Origin of the sequence: Escherichia sp. WS1451, from assembly GCF_046487365.1 — a bacterium.
Classification (GTDB): Bacteria; Pseudomonadota; Gammaproteobacteria; order Enterobacterales; family Enterobacteriaceae; genus Escherichia; species Escherichia coli.
Map to the genome: position 1 here is coordinate 323,813 of NZ_JBJQJP010000002.1, position 15,091 is coordinate 338,903.

Annotated in this window: 14 protein-coding genes; 6 read left to right on the forward strand and 8 right to left on the reverse strand. The window is 52.9% G+C overall.

The window, feature by feature from the left end; translation table 11 throughout:
* Positions 1 to 10 precede the first annotated feature (10 nt).
* Complete coding sequence (gene punR, locus ACJHX7_RS04445) at positions 11 to 943, forward strand: DNA-binding transcriptional activator PunR (protein WP_000269493.1); 933 nt, start codon at positions 11 to 13, stop codon at positions 941 to 943.
* Here punR and purR read toward each other — a convergent pair.
* Positions 940 to 1,965 carry an HTH-type transcriptional repressor PurR gene (purR, locus tag ACJHX7_RS04450; RefSeq protein WP_000190982.1) on the reverse strand — a complete coding sequence of 342 codons (1,026 nt, stop codon included), beginning with the start codon at positions 1,963 to 1,965 and terminating at the stop codon, positions 940 to 942. The genes punR and purR overlap by 4 nt on opposite strands.
* 298 nt (positions 1,966 to 2,263) lie before the next feature.
* Here purR and cydH point away from each other — a divergent pair, with 298 nt between their 5' ends.
* Together cydH and ACJHX7_RS04460 are read left to right on the forward strand one after the other, a co-directional pair.
* Positions 2,264 to 2,353, forward strand: coding sequence for a cytochrome bd-I accessory subunit CydH (gene cydH / locus ACJHX7_RS04455; RefSeq protein WP_000102278.1), 90 nt, complete (start codon positions 2,264 to 2,266; stop codon positions 2,351 to 2,353).
* Between the two features lie 165 nt (positions 2,354 to 2,518).
* The gene (locus ACJHX7_RS04460) at positions 2,519 to 3,688 is read left to right on the forward strand and encodes an MFS transporter (protein ID WP_000701040.1); all 1,170 of its coding nucleotides are present in this window, start codon (positions 2,519 to 2,521) and stop codon (positions 3,686 to 3,688) included.
* 145 nt (positions 3,689 to 3,833) lie between these two features.
* Here ACJHX7_RS04460 and sodB read toward each other — a convergent pair whose 3' ends face one another.
* On the reverse strand, positions 3,834 to 4,415 hold the full coding sequence (gene sodB / locus ACJHX7_RS04465; RefSeq protein ID WP_000007283.1) for a superoxide dismutase [Fe]: 582 nt from the start codon (positions 4,413 to 4,415) through the stop codon (positions 3,834 to 3,836).
* 127 nt (positions 4,416 to 4,542) lie between these two features.
* Positions 4,543 to 5,370 carry a peptidoglycan DD-endopeptidase MepH gene (gene mepH, locus ACJHX7_RS04470; RefSeq protein WP_000101179.1) on the reverse strand — a complete coding sequence of 276 codons (828 nt, stop codon included), beginning with the start codon at positions 5,368 to 5,370 and terminating at the stop codon, positions 4,543 to 4,545.
* Positions 5,371 to 5,704: 334 nt separating this feature from the next.
* Here mepH and grxD point away from each other — a divergent pair, with 334 nt between their 5' ends.
* Positions 5,705 to 6,052 (forward strand): monothiol glutaredoxin 4, encoded by a 348-nt coding sequence (grxD, locus tag ACJHX7_RS04475; RefSeq protein WP_000108172.1) that lies wholly within the window; start codon positions 5,705 to 5,707, stop codon positions 6,050 to 6,052.
* Between the two features lie 50 nt (positions 6,053 to 6,102).
* On the opposite strand, the gene ACJHX7_RS04480 is transcribed toward grxD, so the two are convergent.
* From ACJHX7_RS04480 to nemR, 5 genes are all read right to left on the reverse strand, one after another.
* Complete coding sequence (locus tag ACJHX7_RS04480) at positions 6,103 to 10,719, reverse strand: ATP-dependent helicase (protein ID WP_094029645.1); 4,617 nt, start codon at positions 10,717 to 10,719, stop codon at positions 6,103 to 6,105.
* A gap of 92 nt (positions 10,720 to 10,811) precedes the next feature.
* The gene (gene rnt / locus ACJHX7_RS04485) at positions 10,812 to 11,459 is read right to left on the reverse strand and encodes a ribonuclease T (RefSeq protein WP_410231530.1); all 648 of its coding nucleotides are present in this window, start codon (positions 11,457 to 11,459) and stop codon (positions 10,812 to 10,814) included.
* A 102-nt stretch (positions 11,460 to 11,561) separates the two neighbouring features.
* On the reverse strand, positions 11,562 to 11,969 hold the full coding sequence (gene gloA / locus ACJHX7_RS04490; protein WP_001237796.1) for a lactoylglutathione lyase: 408 nt from the start codon (positions 11,967 to 11,969) through the stop codon (positions 11,562 to 11,564).
* An 80-nt stretch (positions 11,970 to 12,049) separates the two neighbouring features.
* Positions 12,050 to 13,147, reverse strand: coding sequence for an N-ethylmaleimide reductase (gene nemA, locus ACJHX7_RS04495; protein ID WP_000093589.1), 1,098 nt, complete (start codon positions 13,145 to 13,147; stop codon positions 12,050 to 12,052).
* A 36-nt stretch (positions 13,148 to 13,183) separates the two neighbouring features.
* Positions 13,184 to 13,783, reverse strand: coding sequence for a DNA-binding transcriptional regulator NemR (nemR, locus tag ACJHX7_RS04500; protein ID WP_001032934.1), 600 nt, complete (start codon positions 13,781 to 13,783; stop codon positions 13,184 to 13,186).
* Between the two features lie 102 nt (positions 13,784 to 13,885).
* On the opposite strand from nemR, the gene ACJHX7_RS04505 reads away from it, so the two are divergent.
* The gene (locus tag ACJHX7_RS04505) at positions 13,886 to 14,125 is read left to right on the forward strand and encodes a DUF1289 domain-containing protein (protein WP_000840481.1); all 240 of its coding nucleotides are present in this window, start codon (positions 13,886 to 13,888) and stop codon (positions 14,123 to 14,125) included.
* A 48-nt stretch (positions 14,126 to 14,173) separates the two neighbouring features.
* Positions 14,174 to 15,070, forward strand: a complete 897-nt coding sequence (locus ACJHX7_RS04510; RefSeq protein WP_089581809.1) for an aldo/keto reductase family oxidoreductase — start codon at positions 14,174 to 14,176, stop codon at positions 15,068 to 15,070.
* Positions 15,071 to 15,091: the final 21 nt, after the last annotated feature.

Sequence of the window (15,091 nt, forward strand, 5' to 3'; positions counted from 1 at the left end):
CAGGCAGACTATGTGGTCAGAATATTCACTCGAAGTTGTTGATGCAGTAGCGCGTAATGGTAGTTTTAGCGCTGCGGCACAGGAGTTGCATCGCGTTCCTTCTGCGGTCAGCTATACCGTGCGTCAGCTGGAAGAGTGGCTGGCGGTGCCGCTGTTTGAACGACGTCACCGTGATGTGGAACTGACCGCTGCCGGGGCGTGGTTTCTCAAAGAAGGGCGCTCTGTTGTCAAAAAAATGCAGATCACCCGGCAGCAATGTCAGCAGATAGCGAACGGCTGGCGCGGTCAGTTAGCTATCGCAGTGGATAATATTGTCAGGCCAGAACGTACACGGCAGATGATCGTTGATTTTTATCGCCATTTTGATGATGTCGAACTTCTTGTCTTTCAGGAAGTGTTCAACGGTGTCTGGGATGCGCTTTCCGACGGGCGCGTGGAACTGGCGATTGGCGCAACACGCGCGATTCCGGTAGGCGGTCGTTATGCCTTCCGGGATATGGGGATGCTAAGCTGGAGTTGCGTTGTTGCCAGTCACCACCCGCTGGCGTTGATGGATGGCCCGTTCAGCGATGATACGTTGCGCAACTGGCCGTCATTGGTGCGCGAAGACACCTCGCGAACGCTACCTAAACGTATTACCTGGTTGCTGGATAACCAAAAAAGACTTGTCGTGCCTGACTGGGAATCATCGGCAACCTGTATCTCTGCAGGATTATGCATAGGGATGGTGCCAACACATTTCGCCAAACCGTGGCTTAATGAGGGTAAGTGGGTAGCACTAGAACTGGAAAACCCCTTCCCGGATTCGGCATGTTGTCTGACATGGCAGCAAAATGATATGTCGCCTGCGTTAACCTGGTTGCTTGAGTATCTCGGCGATAGTGAGACGCTGAATAAGGAGTGGCTGCGGGAGCCGGAAGAGACTCCCGCAACGGGTGATTAACGACGATAGTCGCGGAACGGGCCGTCAGCCACGGAGCGGCGTTCAATCAAGCGCGGATGCACTTCAATGGACTGCGGTTCTTCACGTTTGTTGACGATACGATCCAACAGCATGTTGAACGCTGTTTCACCCAGCGAATCTTTTGGCTGATGGATCGTGGTCAGCGCCGGCGTAAAATAGCGGGCGTTGCGCACGTTATCATAACCGATCAGCGAAACATCCTGCGGCACGCGCAGACCCATTTCATCAGCAGCACAAAGTGCGCCCATTGCCATGATATCGCCACCACAGAAGACGGCAGTAGGGCGATGCGGCTGCGACAGGATTTGCTGCATGGCGCGATAACCGGATTCAGGTTCAAAGTCACCCTGTACAATCCAGCTTTCCGGCACCTTGATCATCGCTTCTTCCATCGCCTTCATAAAACCGGCAAGGCGGCCTGCGCCAGTGTTACGTTCCAGCGGGCCGGGGATAACGCCGATTTCGCGGTGACCGCGTTCAATCAGATAACGCCCGGCCATGTAGCCGCCTTCGAACGCGTTATCAATGACCGCATCGGTGAAGTCAGCTTTTGCTTCACCCCAGTCCATTACCACCATTGGGATATGGCGATACTCTTCCAGCATCGCCAGCAACGGCTCTGGGTACTCAGAACACATCACCAGCAGACCATCGACGCGTTTTTGCGCCATCATCGACAGATAAGCTCGCTGTTTCTCAAGATTGTTCCACGCATTGCCCAGAATCAGGGTGTAACCTTTCTGGAAGCAATTTTTTTCGACCGCTTCAATGATCTCGGCAAAATAGGCCGCTTCGCTGCTGGTCGCCAGCAAACCGATAGACTTAGTGTGGTTAACCTTCAGACTACGCGCCACCGCGCTAGGGGAGTAGTGTAATTCTTTGATCGCTGCCCACACGGCGTTGCGCGTTTCTTCAGCGACGAAACGTGTTTTGTTGATCACGTGTGACACAGTTGTAGTGGAAACGTTTGCTCGTTTCGCTACATCTTTTATTGTTGCCATTCCATTTCACTCCAGACCCTAACTTCAGCTCCTGCAAAATCGCAAGGTAAACGTTTGCCTTTACACACCTTACGCACAACAAAAGTGTTGCGGTACGCCGGAAAAACGACACGGAGCGTCAGGAAGGGGTCAATGGCCAGTACGCAAATAGTGTAAGCGTGGAATTTTGGCCGATCTTGACGAAAAGGGGAAGTGGTAAAAACACTTATCATTATAAATGACGGGAGATTTTTTCATCATAGTGTGTAAAAATGCGTAATATCACTTTTTGTGTGGTAATAAAAAAGGAGAAAACTTGATGAGCACCGACCTTAAATTTTCACTGGTAACAACGATTATCGTCCTCGGTTTGATCGTGGCCGTGGGTTTGACTGCCGCGCTGCACTGATTTCCTCTCGAGGGAGCGCGTTCTCCCTCGCATCTCCTTCCTGTTTGTTAGCAAAATGGCAAAAGTGTTTTCTCTTTTTGTTATTTTCATTTTTTTGTGATTGCTGTCATGCTTTCGCCACTTTAATGAATATCGCGTAATGACGCGAAGAGGTGGAGATAAGGCATGAAAATTAACTATCCGTTGCTGGCGCTGGCGATTGGCGCGTTTGGTATCGGGACAACGGAGTTCTCGCCAATGGGCTTGTTGCCCGTCATTGCGCGCGGTGTGGATGTCTCGATTCCCGCTGCCGGAATGTTAATCAGTGCCTATGCAGTTGGCGTAATGGTGGGCGCGCCGCTGATGACGCTTCTACTTTCTCATCGTGCCCGCCGCAGTGCGTTGATTTTCCTGATGGCGATTTTCACGCTCGGCAACGTACTTTCCGCCATCGCGCCGGATTATATGACCCTGATGCTTTCTCGCATTTTGACCAGCCTGAATCACGGAGCATTTTTTGGTTTGGGTTCAGTCGTGGCCGCAAGCGTGGTGCCAAAACATAAACAGGCCAGCGCAGTTGCCACTATGTTTATGGGGTTAACCCTGGCAAATATCGGTGGCGTGCCGGCGGCGACCTGGTTGGGTGAAACCATCGGCTGGCGGATGTCATTTCTGGCAACGGCGGGGCTGGGAGTGATTTCAATGGTAAGTCTGTTCTTCTCATTACCTAAAGGTGGTGCAGGGGCACGACCTGAAGTGAAAAAAGAGCTGGCGGTATTAATGCGTCCGCAGGTGCTGTCTGCATTGCTGACGACGGTACTGGGAGCTGGTGCAATGTTTACCCTCTACACCTATATCTCTCCGGTACTGCAAAGTATTACCCACGCAACACCGGTGTTCGTCACAGCAATGCTGGTGCTGATTGGTGTCGGATTCTCTATCGGTAACTATCTCGGCGGCAAACTGGCAGATCGTTCAGTTAACGGCACGTTGAAAGGCTTTTTGTTGCTGCTGATGGTGATTATGCTGGCAATCCCGTTCCTGGCCCGCAATGAGTTCGGCGCAGCTATTAGCATGGTGGTGTGGGGCGCTGCAACCTTTGCGGTCGTACCGCCGTTACAGATGCGCGTGATGCGTGTCGCCAGTGAAGCGCCAGGTCTGTCTTCATCAGTCAATATTGGTGCCTTTAATCTTGGAAATGCGCTGGGAGCAGCTGCTGGTGGTGCGGTAATTTCCGCTGGGCTGGGATACAGCTTTGTGCCGGTGATGGGGGCGATTGTCGCGGGACTGGCATTATTGCTGGTGTTTATGTCAGCCAGAAAACAACCTGAAACAGTTTGCGTTGCCAACAGCTAATTAAACAAAAACGCAGAAGGATAACCTTCTGCGTTACAGTTGCTGACAACGTGCGATTTATCTTGCCGGATGCGGTGTTAACGACTCATCCGTGTTGGCATGGTAAGCGAAGCGCATCAGGCAATGCTGCATTTGCCATCAGTTATTATGCAGCGAGATTTTTCGCTACGAATTCCCAGTTCACCAGCGCCCAGAAGTGCTCCAGATAGCCAGGACGTGCATTGCGATAGTCGATGTAATAAGCGTGTTCCCAGACATCAACGGTCAGCAGCGGAGTCGCATCGGTGGTCAGTGGAGTACCCGCGTTAGAGGTTGAAACGATAGCCAGCTTGCCATCGCTGTTTTTCACCAGCCAGGTCCAGCCAGAACCAAAGTTTTTGATCGCTGCATCAGTAAACTGAGCTTTGAAATCGGCAAAGCTGCCAAAAGATGCGGCGATAGCTTCAGCGACTTTTCCAGTCGGTTCGCCACCCGCGTTCGGTGCCAGGCAGTTCCAGTAGAAAGTATGGTTCCAGACCTGAGCTGCGTTGTTGAATACGCCACCTTCAGAGCTGCGAATAATCTCTTCCAGTGATTTACCTTCAAACGCGGTACCTTTAATCAGGTTGTTCAGGTTAGTCACATAAGTCTGATGATGCTTGCCGTAGTGATACTCGATGGTTTCCGCAGAAATGTGCGGTGCCAGAGCATCTTTAGCATATGGTAGTGCAGGTAATTCGAATGACATTGCTACTCTCCTTTATTATTAATTTGCATACGTACAATAGCCTTATTGTGCGTATGGATAGGGTAGCAAATTAAAAGGTGAGACAAAAGATGAACTTACCCTGTTGCCGTAACAACAGGGTAAAGTTTTAGCGAAGTGTTTTTGGGGTCATTACCCGGCGAGCGCCAACATAGTGGCGCTGCCAGTAGTCTTCACTGAGAGAAGTGATTTGAATTTCCTGACCCGTACGCGGTGACTGAATAAATTTGCCGTTGCCGACATATACGCCGACATGATCGGCTGTACCGCGTCCCTGAGTACGGAAAAAGACCAGGTCGCCGTTTTTCAGTTCACTACGTTCGATTGGCGCTGCATCACGCAGGTGATACATTTCATTCGCCGTACGCGGAATACGAATTTTCACCAAATCTTTATAAGCGTAATAAACCAGGCCGCTGCAATCAAAACCGGTACGCGGTGAGCTGCCGCCCCAACGATATGGCTTACCAATTTGCTGCATCAGTTTATTCATTGCCACTTTCGTGGCTTTTTGCACCTTCGCTTTGTGCGCGTCGGCAAGGGTTCCTGACGCGGCATTTTTGACTTTCACACAATGCGATTTATAGCCCTTACGTTTGGTACACTTTTCGGTAAAGTTGGCTGAGGCCGTTTTATTGACGGCGTGTTTGCTGCGAGTTTTGGCGTTTTTAGAAGCGGTAATGGAAGATTTTTTAACGGAAGAAGCGGTTTTGCTTTTGATCGTACTTTTACTGGCGGCTTTTTTCGCTGTTTTCTGGCTGGCTTTCTGGGTCTTTTTGGTGGTTGCCGTGCTTTTCTTTTTATCTGCTTTTTTGGTGATATGAGTAGTAGCAGAACTCTCCCTGGCTTGCTTTGAAGCATGGGCCATAGGCGTTAAAGGCAGGGTGGTAAAAAGTAAAGCACAGAGCGTGATCGAAATACGGTTTATCCGCGCCACTGAGCGTCCCTCTGTTAAGGCAGGTCTATCATGCCTGCGTCTGATTTACAAAACTTGATGATTCTAATGCATAGAAGAAGAGAAAGTTAATAGCTTTTATTGTTAAAAAATACGTTTCGTCGGCGAGCGCAAAAAAATGCAGCAGTGAAAGCTAAAAATGGTCATAAATACGCCAGTTTGCCTTGCGTCAGGGAAGAAACGAATGTTTGAAATGCAACAATTAGAGCAAAGGGATAAAATAGCAAAAGCGTGATGAAAATGTTATTTCCCGATGCCGCACTGACCCGCTACAATGTCAGATTACTGCCGTAAAGAAGTTTGAGGAAGCAAGACAATGAGCACCACTATCGAAAAAATCCAACGCCAGATTGCTGAAAACCCGATCCTGCTGTACATGAAAGGTTCACCGAAACTGCCGAGCTGCGGTTTCTCTGCCCAGGCAGTCCAGGCGCTTGCCGCATGTGGCGAACGTTTTGCCTATGTTGATATTCTGCAGAATCCGGATATTCGTGCGGAACTGCCGAAATATGCTAACTGGCCGACTTTCCCGCAACTGTGGGTTGACGGCGAGCTGGTCGGCGGTTGTGATATCGTGATCGAAATGTATCAGCGTGGCGAACTGCAGCAGTTGATCAAAGAAACTGCCGCTAAATACAAGTCTGAAGAGCCGGACGCGGAATAATCCGTCCTGCAATACTGACGGATGCGAACGGGCATCCGTCAGTTCTTTATCTATTCCCAATCCAGCCCTTGTGGCGAACTTGAAAATCCCGCCTCACGCAGCAGCGTAAACATCGGCGTTTGTCGGACTGGTAGATCATTCACTTCTGTCAGCGTAAAGCGCAGCCGTGGTTCGCGACGCAGTGCGGTAGTCAGCGCGTGGAAAACCTCTGGGGCGAGTAATTCCTCTTTTTCCTGCCAGACCAGCATTTTTTTGCCACCTTGCGCCAGATAAAGTAACAATTTGCCGCCAGAAACGACCACCAGCGCACCCGCCCGACGCGTTGGAACCAGCGTTGCCGGATGTGCAGGCCAGGGCAGAAGATTTCCCCACACATTAGCCGGATCGTTGGCGGAGAGCGCCACTGGTGTATAGTGGCGCGTTTGCGCGGTTTGTGTCGCCAGGTCACGCAATCGGTCAATAGTCAGACGTTCAGCGAATTGCGCGCCACCCAGACCTTCTACAAAACGACCCCGCATAATTCGCCCGGAGTCTTCCATACTTCGACAAAGCGTTTGCATCGATGGAAAACCGCCAGGGATATTTTCGGCTATCACCGCCTGACGACTGATGATGCCGTAGCGGTCGAGCATATTTTCCGCCAGCGCCAGCATCCTTTCGGTATCGTTTAGTGGCTCCACCTGCAATAACGACCAGCGTCCGGCCAGCTTTGGTGTGTTGTAAGATACCAGCGGCGAGACGGGTTGCGCATAGACAGGACGCCCACGACGAGCCCGGTGACTGCGGCGAGTCGAGGTGCGTGCGTTGGAACTGCTACGGGTGAGGGCGCGTAACGGTGCCCAAATGTCGCTGGTAATGACGCCTTGCCAGACCAGCGCCCATAACGCCTCTTGCAGAGCCGAGGGATCAACCGATTCGCCGATTTTATCGCGTATCCGTTGGCTGATTTGTTGTGCAAACCAGGCTCCTCCGTCAGCCAGAACAGCGATTATCGCTTGCTGCAGCGCCGAACGATTCGCCTGATCTGCTTCGGCGGGAGTGAACGATTCTGCGGCATATTCCTGTAGATGCAGTGCCACCAGACCGTCATCTTCACCCAGCTTTTTTTGCCCCGACCAGATAACCGCACCGGTTGCCAGTAATTCATCGAGCATTTCTGGCGAATAGTCGCGTACGCGGGCAGGCAGGATCTGGCTTTCCCAGAGTGAGGCGGGTAAACCGACTCCTGCAAGCTGTTCGATCACCCGCATGACGCCATCCACGCCCTCATAAACGCCTGGCGATGTTGAGGCAAAGAGTGCCGGGCTACCATCGGTGGCGGGTAATACGCCCTGACGTTCCAGCAGCAATCGCGCATAGGTCGTGGCTGCAACGGGACGTGTCGCTTCTCTGGCGGCTTGCAGCGAGCGCAAACGCAGACGACGAAATACTTCATCGCTCACCCAGATGTCTTGCTGCAGATTCATCACCAGACCCTGTTCGCGCAGTTGCTGAAGTTGCTCTTCGACAATGGCAATACCGAGACTAAACTCATGAGCCAGTTGTTCAGCCGTGACCAGAGCATGAGCCCGGAGATAGCGCAGAAAGAGGTCGCGAAGCGGGTAACTGACTCGGTGCAAATAAATCTCTGGCAGTGACTCTGGTAGTCGTACGCCGAGGGCATCGCGCAGCCTGGCGGCATCATCCATACAGGCAAGACGCTCCTGCCCGCTAATCATCGTCGGGAAGATTCGTTTTACTGCAAGAAGATTTTCCAGATACGACGCAATATCTTCACTGCTGCCTGTATGCCGTTGCGCCAGGTCTTCAACGGTCATTGGACCCAGTTCGCGCAGCAGGTCGAACAATCCTTCTTCACCTTTCGCTCTTCTGCCAGGAGCCAGTCGTTGCAACTCTTCTTCCACCTGGCGAATGACCTGCGGGTCGAGTAATTCCCCCGGATCGACCTGTCCGAGTAGATTGCGCAGTAACTCGCTGTCCAGCGACAGTACGGATGCCCGGCGCTCTGCCAGCGGGGCGTCGCTCTGGTACATAAATTCCGCGACATAGCCGAACAATAAACTGGCGGCGAAAGGCGAGGGCGTAGTGGTCGTTACATCGGATATTTGAATTTCGCCACCGTTCAGGCGACGCATCAAACGTTCCAGCGCGGGAAGATCATAAACATCTTGCAGACATTCGCGTAGGGTTTCGAGAATGACCGGAAAATCCGGATATCCCTGAGCGATTTCCAGCAACTGACTGGCGCGCAGTCGTTGTTGCCAGAGCGGGGTGCGATGGCCCGGCGTGCGGCCCGGCATTAATAATGCCCGCGCGGCGCATTCGCGAAAACGGGCGGCGAAAAGTGCCGAGCTGCCTACCGCCTCGCGGACAATTTGCAGCAACTTTTCTGGTTCAAACAAAAAAATCGCGGCATCAGGCAATTTACCATCGGTGTCAGGAATGCGCGCAACAATGCCGTCATCACTGGCAACCACAGACGCGTCAGCGCCCCATAGTGCATGTATTCGCCCGGCAATCGCCAGCGCCCAGGGTTCATGCACCCGTCTTCCATAGGGAGAGTGCAAAATAATACGCCAGTCACCAATTTCATCACGGCACCGTTCGAGGACAAGATGACGACTACCTGGAACGATACCCGTCGCGTTGCGCTGCTCGTCAATCAACCCCTGAATATTGGCGATCGTATTTTCTTCTGCCAACCACGGGGGAATAGTCCCGGAAAAGAACGCGCCATCCGCCAGTAAATGGAGAAAGTCGCCGATCATCTCGCCTAATTCTGCCGGACGTCCGTTACCTTCACCACGCCAGAAGGGAAGGCGGGCAGAACGACCTGGAGCAGGAGTCACAATCACCTGATCGCGGGTGATTTGCTGGATCCGCCATGAGGTTGCGCCAAGAGTGATAATATCGTTCACCCGTGACTCATATACCATCTCCTCATCCAGTTCACCCACCCGCCGCGAACCGGCCTGTTCTTCACCTTCGGGTAATAACACGCTATACATGCCACGATCCGGAATGGTGCCGCCGCTGGTAACCGCCAACAATTGAGCGCCAGGTCGGGCGGTCAATATCCCGGTCTCCCTGTTCCAGACCAGTTTGGGGCGAAAAGCAGAAAAATCGCCAGAGGGATAGCGCCCGGAAAGCATATCCAGCGTGGCGTCAAAAACACGTCCTGGCAGATCTTTCCACGGTGCGGCACGGCGTACGCGGGAGTACCATTCGTCTACCTGTAATGCATCCATCGCCGCGGCGGCAACGGTTTGCTGCGCAAGGACGTCGAGTGGATTATGCGGTGGTGTCAGGTTTTCCAGCCTGCCTGCGAACATACACTCTACAATGACTGCGGAATCGACTAAGTCACGCCGGGTTCGGGGGAAAAAAAGCCCTTTAGATACACCGCCAACCTGATGTCCGGCACGTCCAATGCGTTGTAACCCACTGGCAACAGAAAGCGGCGTTGCCACCTGAATCACCAGATCCACCGCGCCCATATCAATCCCCAGTTCGAGACTGGAGGTTGCGACCACGCAGCGTAATTCACCCGATTTCAGCGCCTGTTCGGTGATTGCTCGTTGTTCTTTAGAGACGGAGCCGTGGTGTGAGCGGGCAATAAAAATGTCGCTACTTTGTACACGGTTAGAGGTTGCGCCGGAGGTCGACTCGAAATGGGCCGCATCAACGGCGATAGACGGGGAACGCTGTAAGCGAGCGGCGTAAAGCTCATTTAATCGTGCCGTCAGTTTTTCCGCCAGCCCGCGCGAATTAGTAAAGATAATGGTCGAGCGATGGCGCAACACTTCATCAAGGATACCCGTTTCAATATATGGCCAGATGGAGCCTTCCCGGCCGGCATGGCTGTCTTCGCCGGTGCCGCTGGCGACTGATGAGACATCATCCATATTGGCGACCGGTACGACAATCCGTATCTGCGGATGGCGCATTGCGGGCGGGTTGACTACCGTAACCGGGCGATCGCCACCAAGAAATGCTGCCACATCGCTCGCTGAGCGCACAGTGGCAGAAAGGCCAATTCGCTGTGCTGAGGTGTGGAGCAGCGCATCGAGCCGCTCCAGACTTAACGCCAGATGCGCACCACGTTTACTGCCTGCTACCGCGTGGACCTCATCAATAATTACCGTTTCGACGCCGCGTAGCGTTTCGCGCGCGCGGGAGGTCAGCATCAGATAGAGTGATTCGGGTGTGGTGATCAGAATATCCGGCGGATTACGGGTGAGTTTGCTGCGTTCCTGTGCAGGCGTATCGCCAGTACGGATCCCCACGCGAAGATTGACTTCCGTTTCGCCGCGCCGCCGCCGTTCATCGGCAATACCCTGTAACGGGATCTGCAAGTTGCGCTGAACGTCGGTGCCCAGAGCTTTGATCGGTGAAATATAGAGAATGCGTGAGGTTTTACGCTTATGCGCCTCGCGGGTATCTTCGCCGCCTTCGCGGAAGAGCTGATCGAGGGCGTAGAGAAATGCTGCCAGCGTTTTCCCGGAGCCAGTCGGTGCAATCACCAGCGCATGTTCGCCTCGCGCCGCCACATGCCAGGTTTGCGACTGGACAGCGGTCGGCTGTTTAAAGGCGCGAAGAAACCAGTCGCGGGTCGCCGGTGAAAACACGTCCGGCAGGGGCGAGGAAGGGTTTAGATTATCTGCCATTAACGCTATTCCCCGTGAATATCATGCATGATGCGTGGAATAGCCTCACTATAGATGCCTGAATCATTGCATGTCATCAGGCATCGACTCGATTACACCTCTTCGGCGGCAGGTAGCGGCCAGCCTCCCAGACGTTTCCAGCGGTTGACGATTTCACAAAACAGCACAGCAGTGCGTTCGGTGTCGTACAACGCGGAGTGCGCCTGGGTGCTGTCGAAGTCCATGCCAGCGGTCTGGCAAGCCTTTGACAATACGGTTTGTCCGAGTGCCAGCCCGGCCAGTGCAGCAGTGTCAAAAGTGGCGAAAGGGTGGAACGGGTTACGTTTCAGTGAGGCGCGTTCTGCGGCGGCCATCATAAAGCTGTGATCGAAATTGGCGTTGTGCGCCACCATAATGGCGCGGTTACAGCCGCTCGCTTTAATGCCTTTACGTACAACTTTAAAAATTTCGTGCAGCGCCTCGTATTCGCTGACCGCGCCGCGATCGGGATCGTTCGGGTCAATACCGTTGAAGGCGAGGGCCTCTGGCTGCAAATTTGCGCCGACAAATGGTTCGACGTGGAAATGTAATGTGGTGTCCGGCATCAGCCAGCCTTGTTCATCCATTTTCAGGGTGATGGCGGCAATCTCAAGCAGCGCATCGGTTTTGGCGTTAAATCCGGCTGTTTCAACATCGATCACAACAGGATAAAAACCACGAAAACGGTCGCACAGACCGGCAAGTTGAGCGTTATCGGACATCTGATTCTCTTAATACGGATAAATTGCAGCGCGCATTATGACAAATATTACTTGTCGATGCAGTAAAGATGCGGGCGCGAGGAGTTCACGCCCGGCAGGAGATTAGTTGCCCAGACCGCGACCGGCGTCTTTCTCTTCGATTAACTCAATTTTGTAACCGTCCGGATCTTCCACAAACGCGATAACCGTAGTACCGCCTTTTACCGGACCCGCTTCACGGGTCACGTTACCCCCGTTTTGACGGATTTTTTCGCACGCTTCAGCGGCGTTATCAACGCTAAGCGCGATGTGACCATAAGCAGTGCCGAGTTCGTATTTATCCACGCCCCAGTTGTAGGTCAGTTCAATCACCGCTTCTTCGGTTTCCGGGCCGTAGCCAACAAACGCCAGTGAGTATTTGTATTCCGGGTTTTCGCTGGTACGCAGCAGTTTCATGCCCAGTACTTTGGTATAAAAATCGATGGAGCGTTGCAGATCGCCAACGCGCAGCATGGTATGAAGAAGACGCATCTTTATATCCTCAAAATGGCTAACAGATTCAAAATGTTGTTTTAGTATAGCGGCGGCTTTGCGCCGCTCGCAATGTTGGATTACAGCGTCGGGTAATCAGTGTAGCCTTCCGCGCCGCCACCGTAAAAACTTTCGGCACGCTGTGGGTTAAGCTCAGCTTTGCGTTGCAAGCGGGCGACCAGATCCGGGTTCGCAATCCAGTCACGACCAAATGCCACCGCATCAATTAACCCTTTGCCGATCAGTGTTTCGGCTTTTTCTACTGTGTATGCACCTGCGCCGATAATCGGACCGTGGAAACGGGCGCGTACTTTTTCGCGGAACGCATCAGTATACGGCTCACCCCCCGCCCAATCTGGTTCTGACATATGCAGATAAGCAATGCCGCGTTTACCCAGTTGTTCAATCAGATACAGTGCATCGGCTTCTTCATTCGGGCCGTTATCTGTGTTCTGGAAAGTACCGATTGGCGAAACGCGAATGCCAATGCGATCGGCACCCCATTCTTCAATCCCTGCATCGACCACTTCCAGCACCAGACGTGCGCGATTTTCCACGCTGCCGCCGTACTGATCGGTACGATGGTTTGAAGAAGGAGAAAGGAACTGATGCAGCAAATAACCATGAGCAGAGTGGAGCTCTACCAGATCAAAACCGGCTTCACGCGCGTTAGCAATGGCCTGACGGAAATCATTGACGATACCCGGAATCTCTTCCAGTTCAAGCGCACGCGGCATGGATGTTTCAACACGGATCGCCTGACCATTTTCATCGCGCAGAGAAGTACGTGTTCCCGCGCTAAGTGCGGAAGGCGCTACCGGTGCCTGACCGCCAGGTTGCAGGCTGGCGTGAGAAATGCGTCCGGTGTGCCACAGCTGTACGGCCATATGACCATTTTCAGCATGAACGCCAGCGGTAATTTTTTTCCATGCGGCAATTTGTTCCGGACTATGGATGCCAGGTGCACCAGCATACCCTTTTGCCTGGGCAGAAATTTGCGTGGCTTCGCTAATAATCAAACCGGCACTGGCACGTTGGCGATAGTATTCCGCCATCAACGGGGTAGGGATGTCACCCGGTTCAATACTGCGCAGACGCGTCAGCGGTGCCATAAAAATACGGTTTGCCGCCGTGATCGCGCCCACTTTCAGTGGGGAATACAGTTTTTCAGATGACATAAAGGCTCCCGGTCGTCTGGTGATAAAAAATGCCTGCTAAACGGCAGGCGTCGCAATAATGGTTTTTACATGTGCCAGCGCGTTTTCCAGTGGCTCGGAATTGCGCGAAATTTTGGCCTGCAGATTCGCACCCAGCCATAGAGCGTAAAGCACTTGTGCCTGTTGCAGCGGTTCGCCACAAAAGGTTAAACAATGGCTATCACGGCCATTTTCCAGCGCCTGCGAGAGCAGGGCGATCACGCCGCGAGCGCCTTTATCCATCGCGCTACGCATATCTTCTGACAGATCGCACACTTCGGCAGAGAGTTTTACTGTCAGGCAACCACTGATGGTTCCATGTTGGCAAAACTGGTTCAGTGTTTGCTGGTAATAAGCCAGTATGCGGTCGCGGTAGTTACCTTCGCCGGATTGCAGCAACTCAGTCAGTCGCTGGTGATATGCGGCGTAATGGCGCTCAAGCATGGCAACGCCAAACGCTTCTTTAGAGCGAAAGTAGTGATAGAAGGACCCTTTCGGCACTTCAGCAGTTTTTAGGAGTTCGCTTAGCCCCATCCCGGTGAACCCACGTTGCAGGCAAAGTTGCTCGCCCGTCGCCAGGAGATGTTCGCGAGTATCATGTTCGGTGTGTTTGTTCATGCGTTGGAGTGTAGTAGACCAGTCGGTCTAGTGCAAGCAAAGTTGCTACTTTGGGCATTAACAGCTTCAATAGTGGTAATAATCTTATCTGAGGAGGGCGAAGTGGCGGAGCAATTAGAGTTCTTTCCCGTCCAGAGCCCGTGCCGGGGAATTTGCCAGTCTGACGAACGCGGATTTTGTCGCGGCTGCTTTCGCAGTCGGGATGAGCGTTTTAACTGGAATAAAATGAGCGATGGCGAAAAACAAGAGGTACTGCGCCTTTGTCGGCAGCGATTAATGCGCAAATTACGCGCAAATAAGCCAGCGTCATCAGACGAACCGGAGCAACCATCACTCTTTTGAGCCTAATCTTGCGTATACTCCTCTCATATCTGATAAGAGGAAGCGATTATGGTTCAGCGTATTACTATTGCGCCGCAAGGCCCGGAGTTTTCCCGTTTTGTGATGGGCTACTGGCGATTGATGGACTGGAATATGTCCGCCCGCCAGCTGGTCAGTTTTATTGAAGAGCATCTGGATCTCGGCGTGACCACCGTGGACCATGCTGATATTTATGGTGGCTATCAGTGCGAAGCGGCGTTTGGCGAGGCGCTGAAACTGGCTCCTCACCTGCGTGAACGGATGGAAATCGTCAGTAAATGCGGTATCGCGACGACCGCGCGTGAAGAAAACGTCATTGGTCATTACATCACTGACCGCGATCACATCATTAAGAGCGCCGAACAGTCGCTAATTAATCTCGCGACCGATCATCTGGATCTGCTGTTAATCCACCGACCAGACCCGTTAATGGATGCCGATGAAGTGGCGGACGCGTTTAAACATCTGCATCAGAGCGGCAAAGTGCGCCATTTTGGTGTATCCAACTTCACGCCCGCGCAATTTGCCCTGTTGCAATCACGCCTGCCGTTTACCCTTGCCACTAATCAGGTGGAAATATCCCCGGTGCATCAGCCGTTACTGCTGGATGGCACGCTCGACCAACTGCAACAACTGCGTGTTCGTCCGATGGCGTGGTCCTGCCTTGGTGGTGGTCGTCTGTTTAATGATGATTATTTCCAGCCGCTGCGTGATGAACTGGCTGTGGTGGCGGAGGAGTTAAACGCGGGCTCGATTGAACAGGTGGTTTACGCCTGGGTATTACGTTTACCGTCGCAGCCGCTGCCAATTATCGGCTCAGGTAAAATTGAGCGCGTACGGGCAGCTGTCGAAGCTGAAACACTGAAAATGACCCGTCAACAATGGTTCCGTATCCGTAAAGCGGTATTGGGTTACGACGTACCGTAAGCACTTTTAGGAATAGCCGCC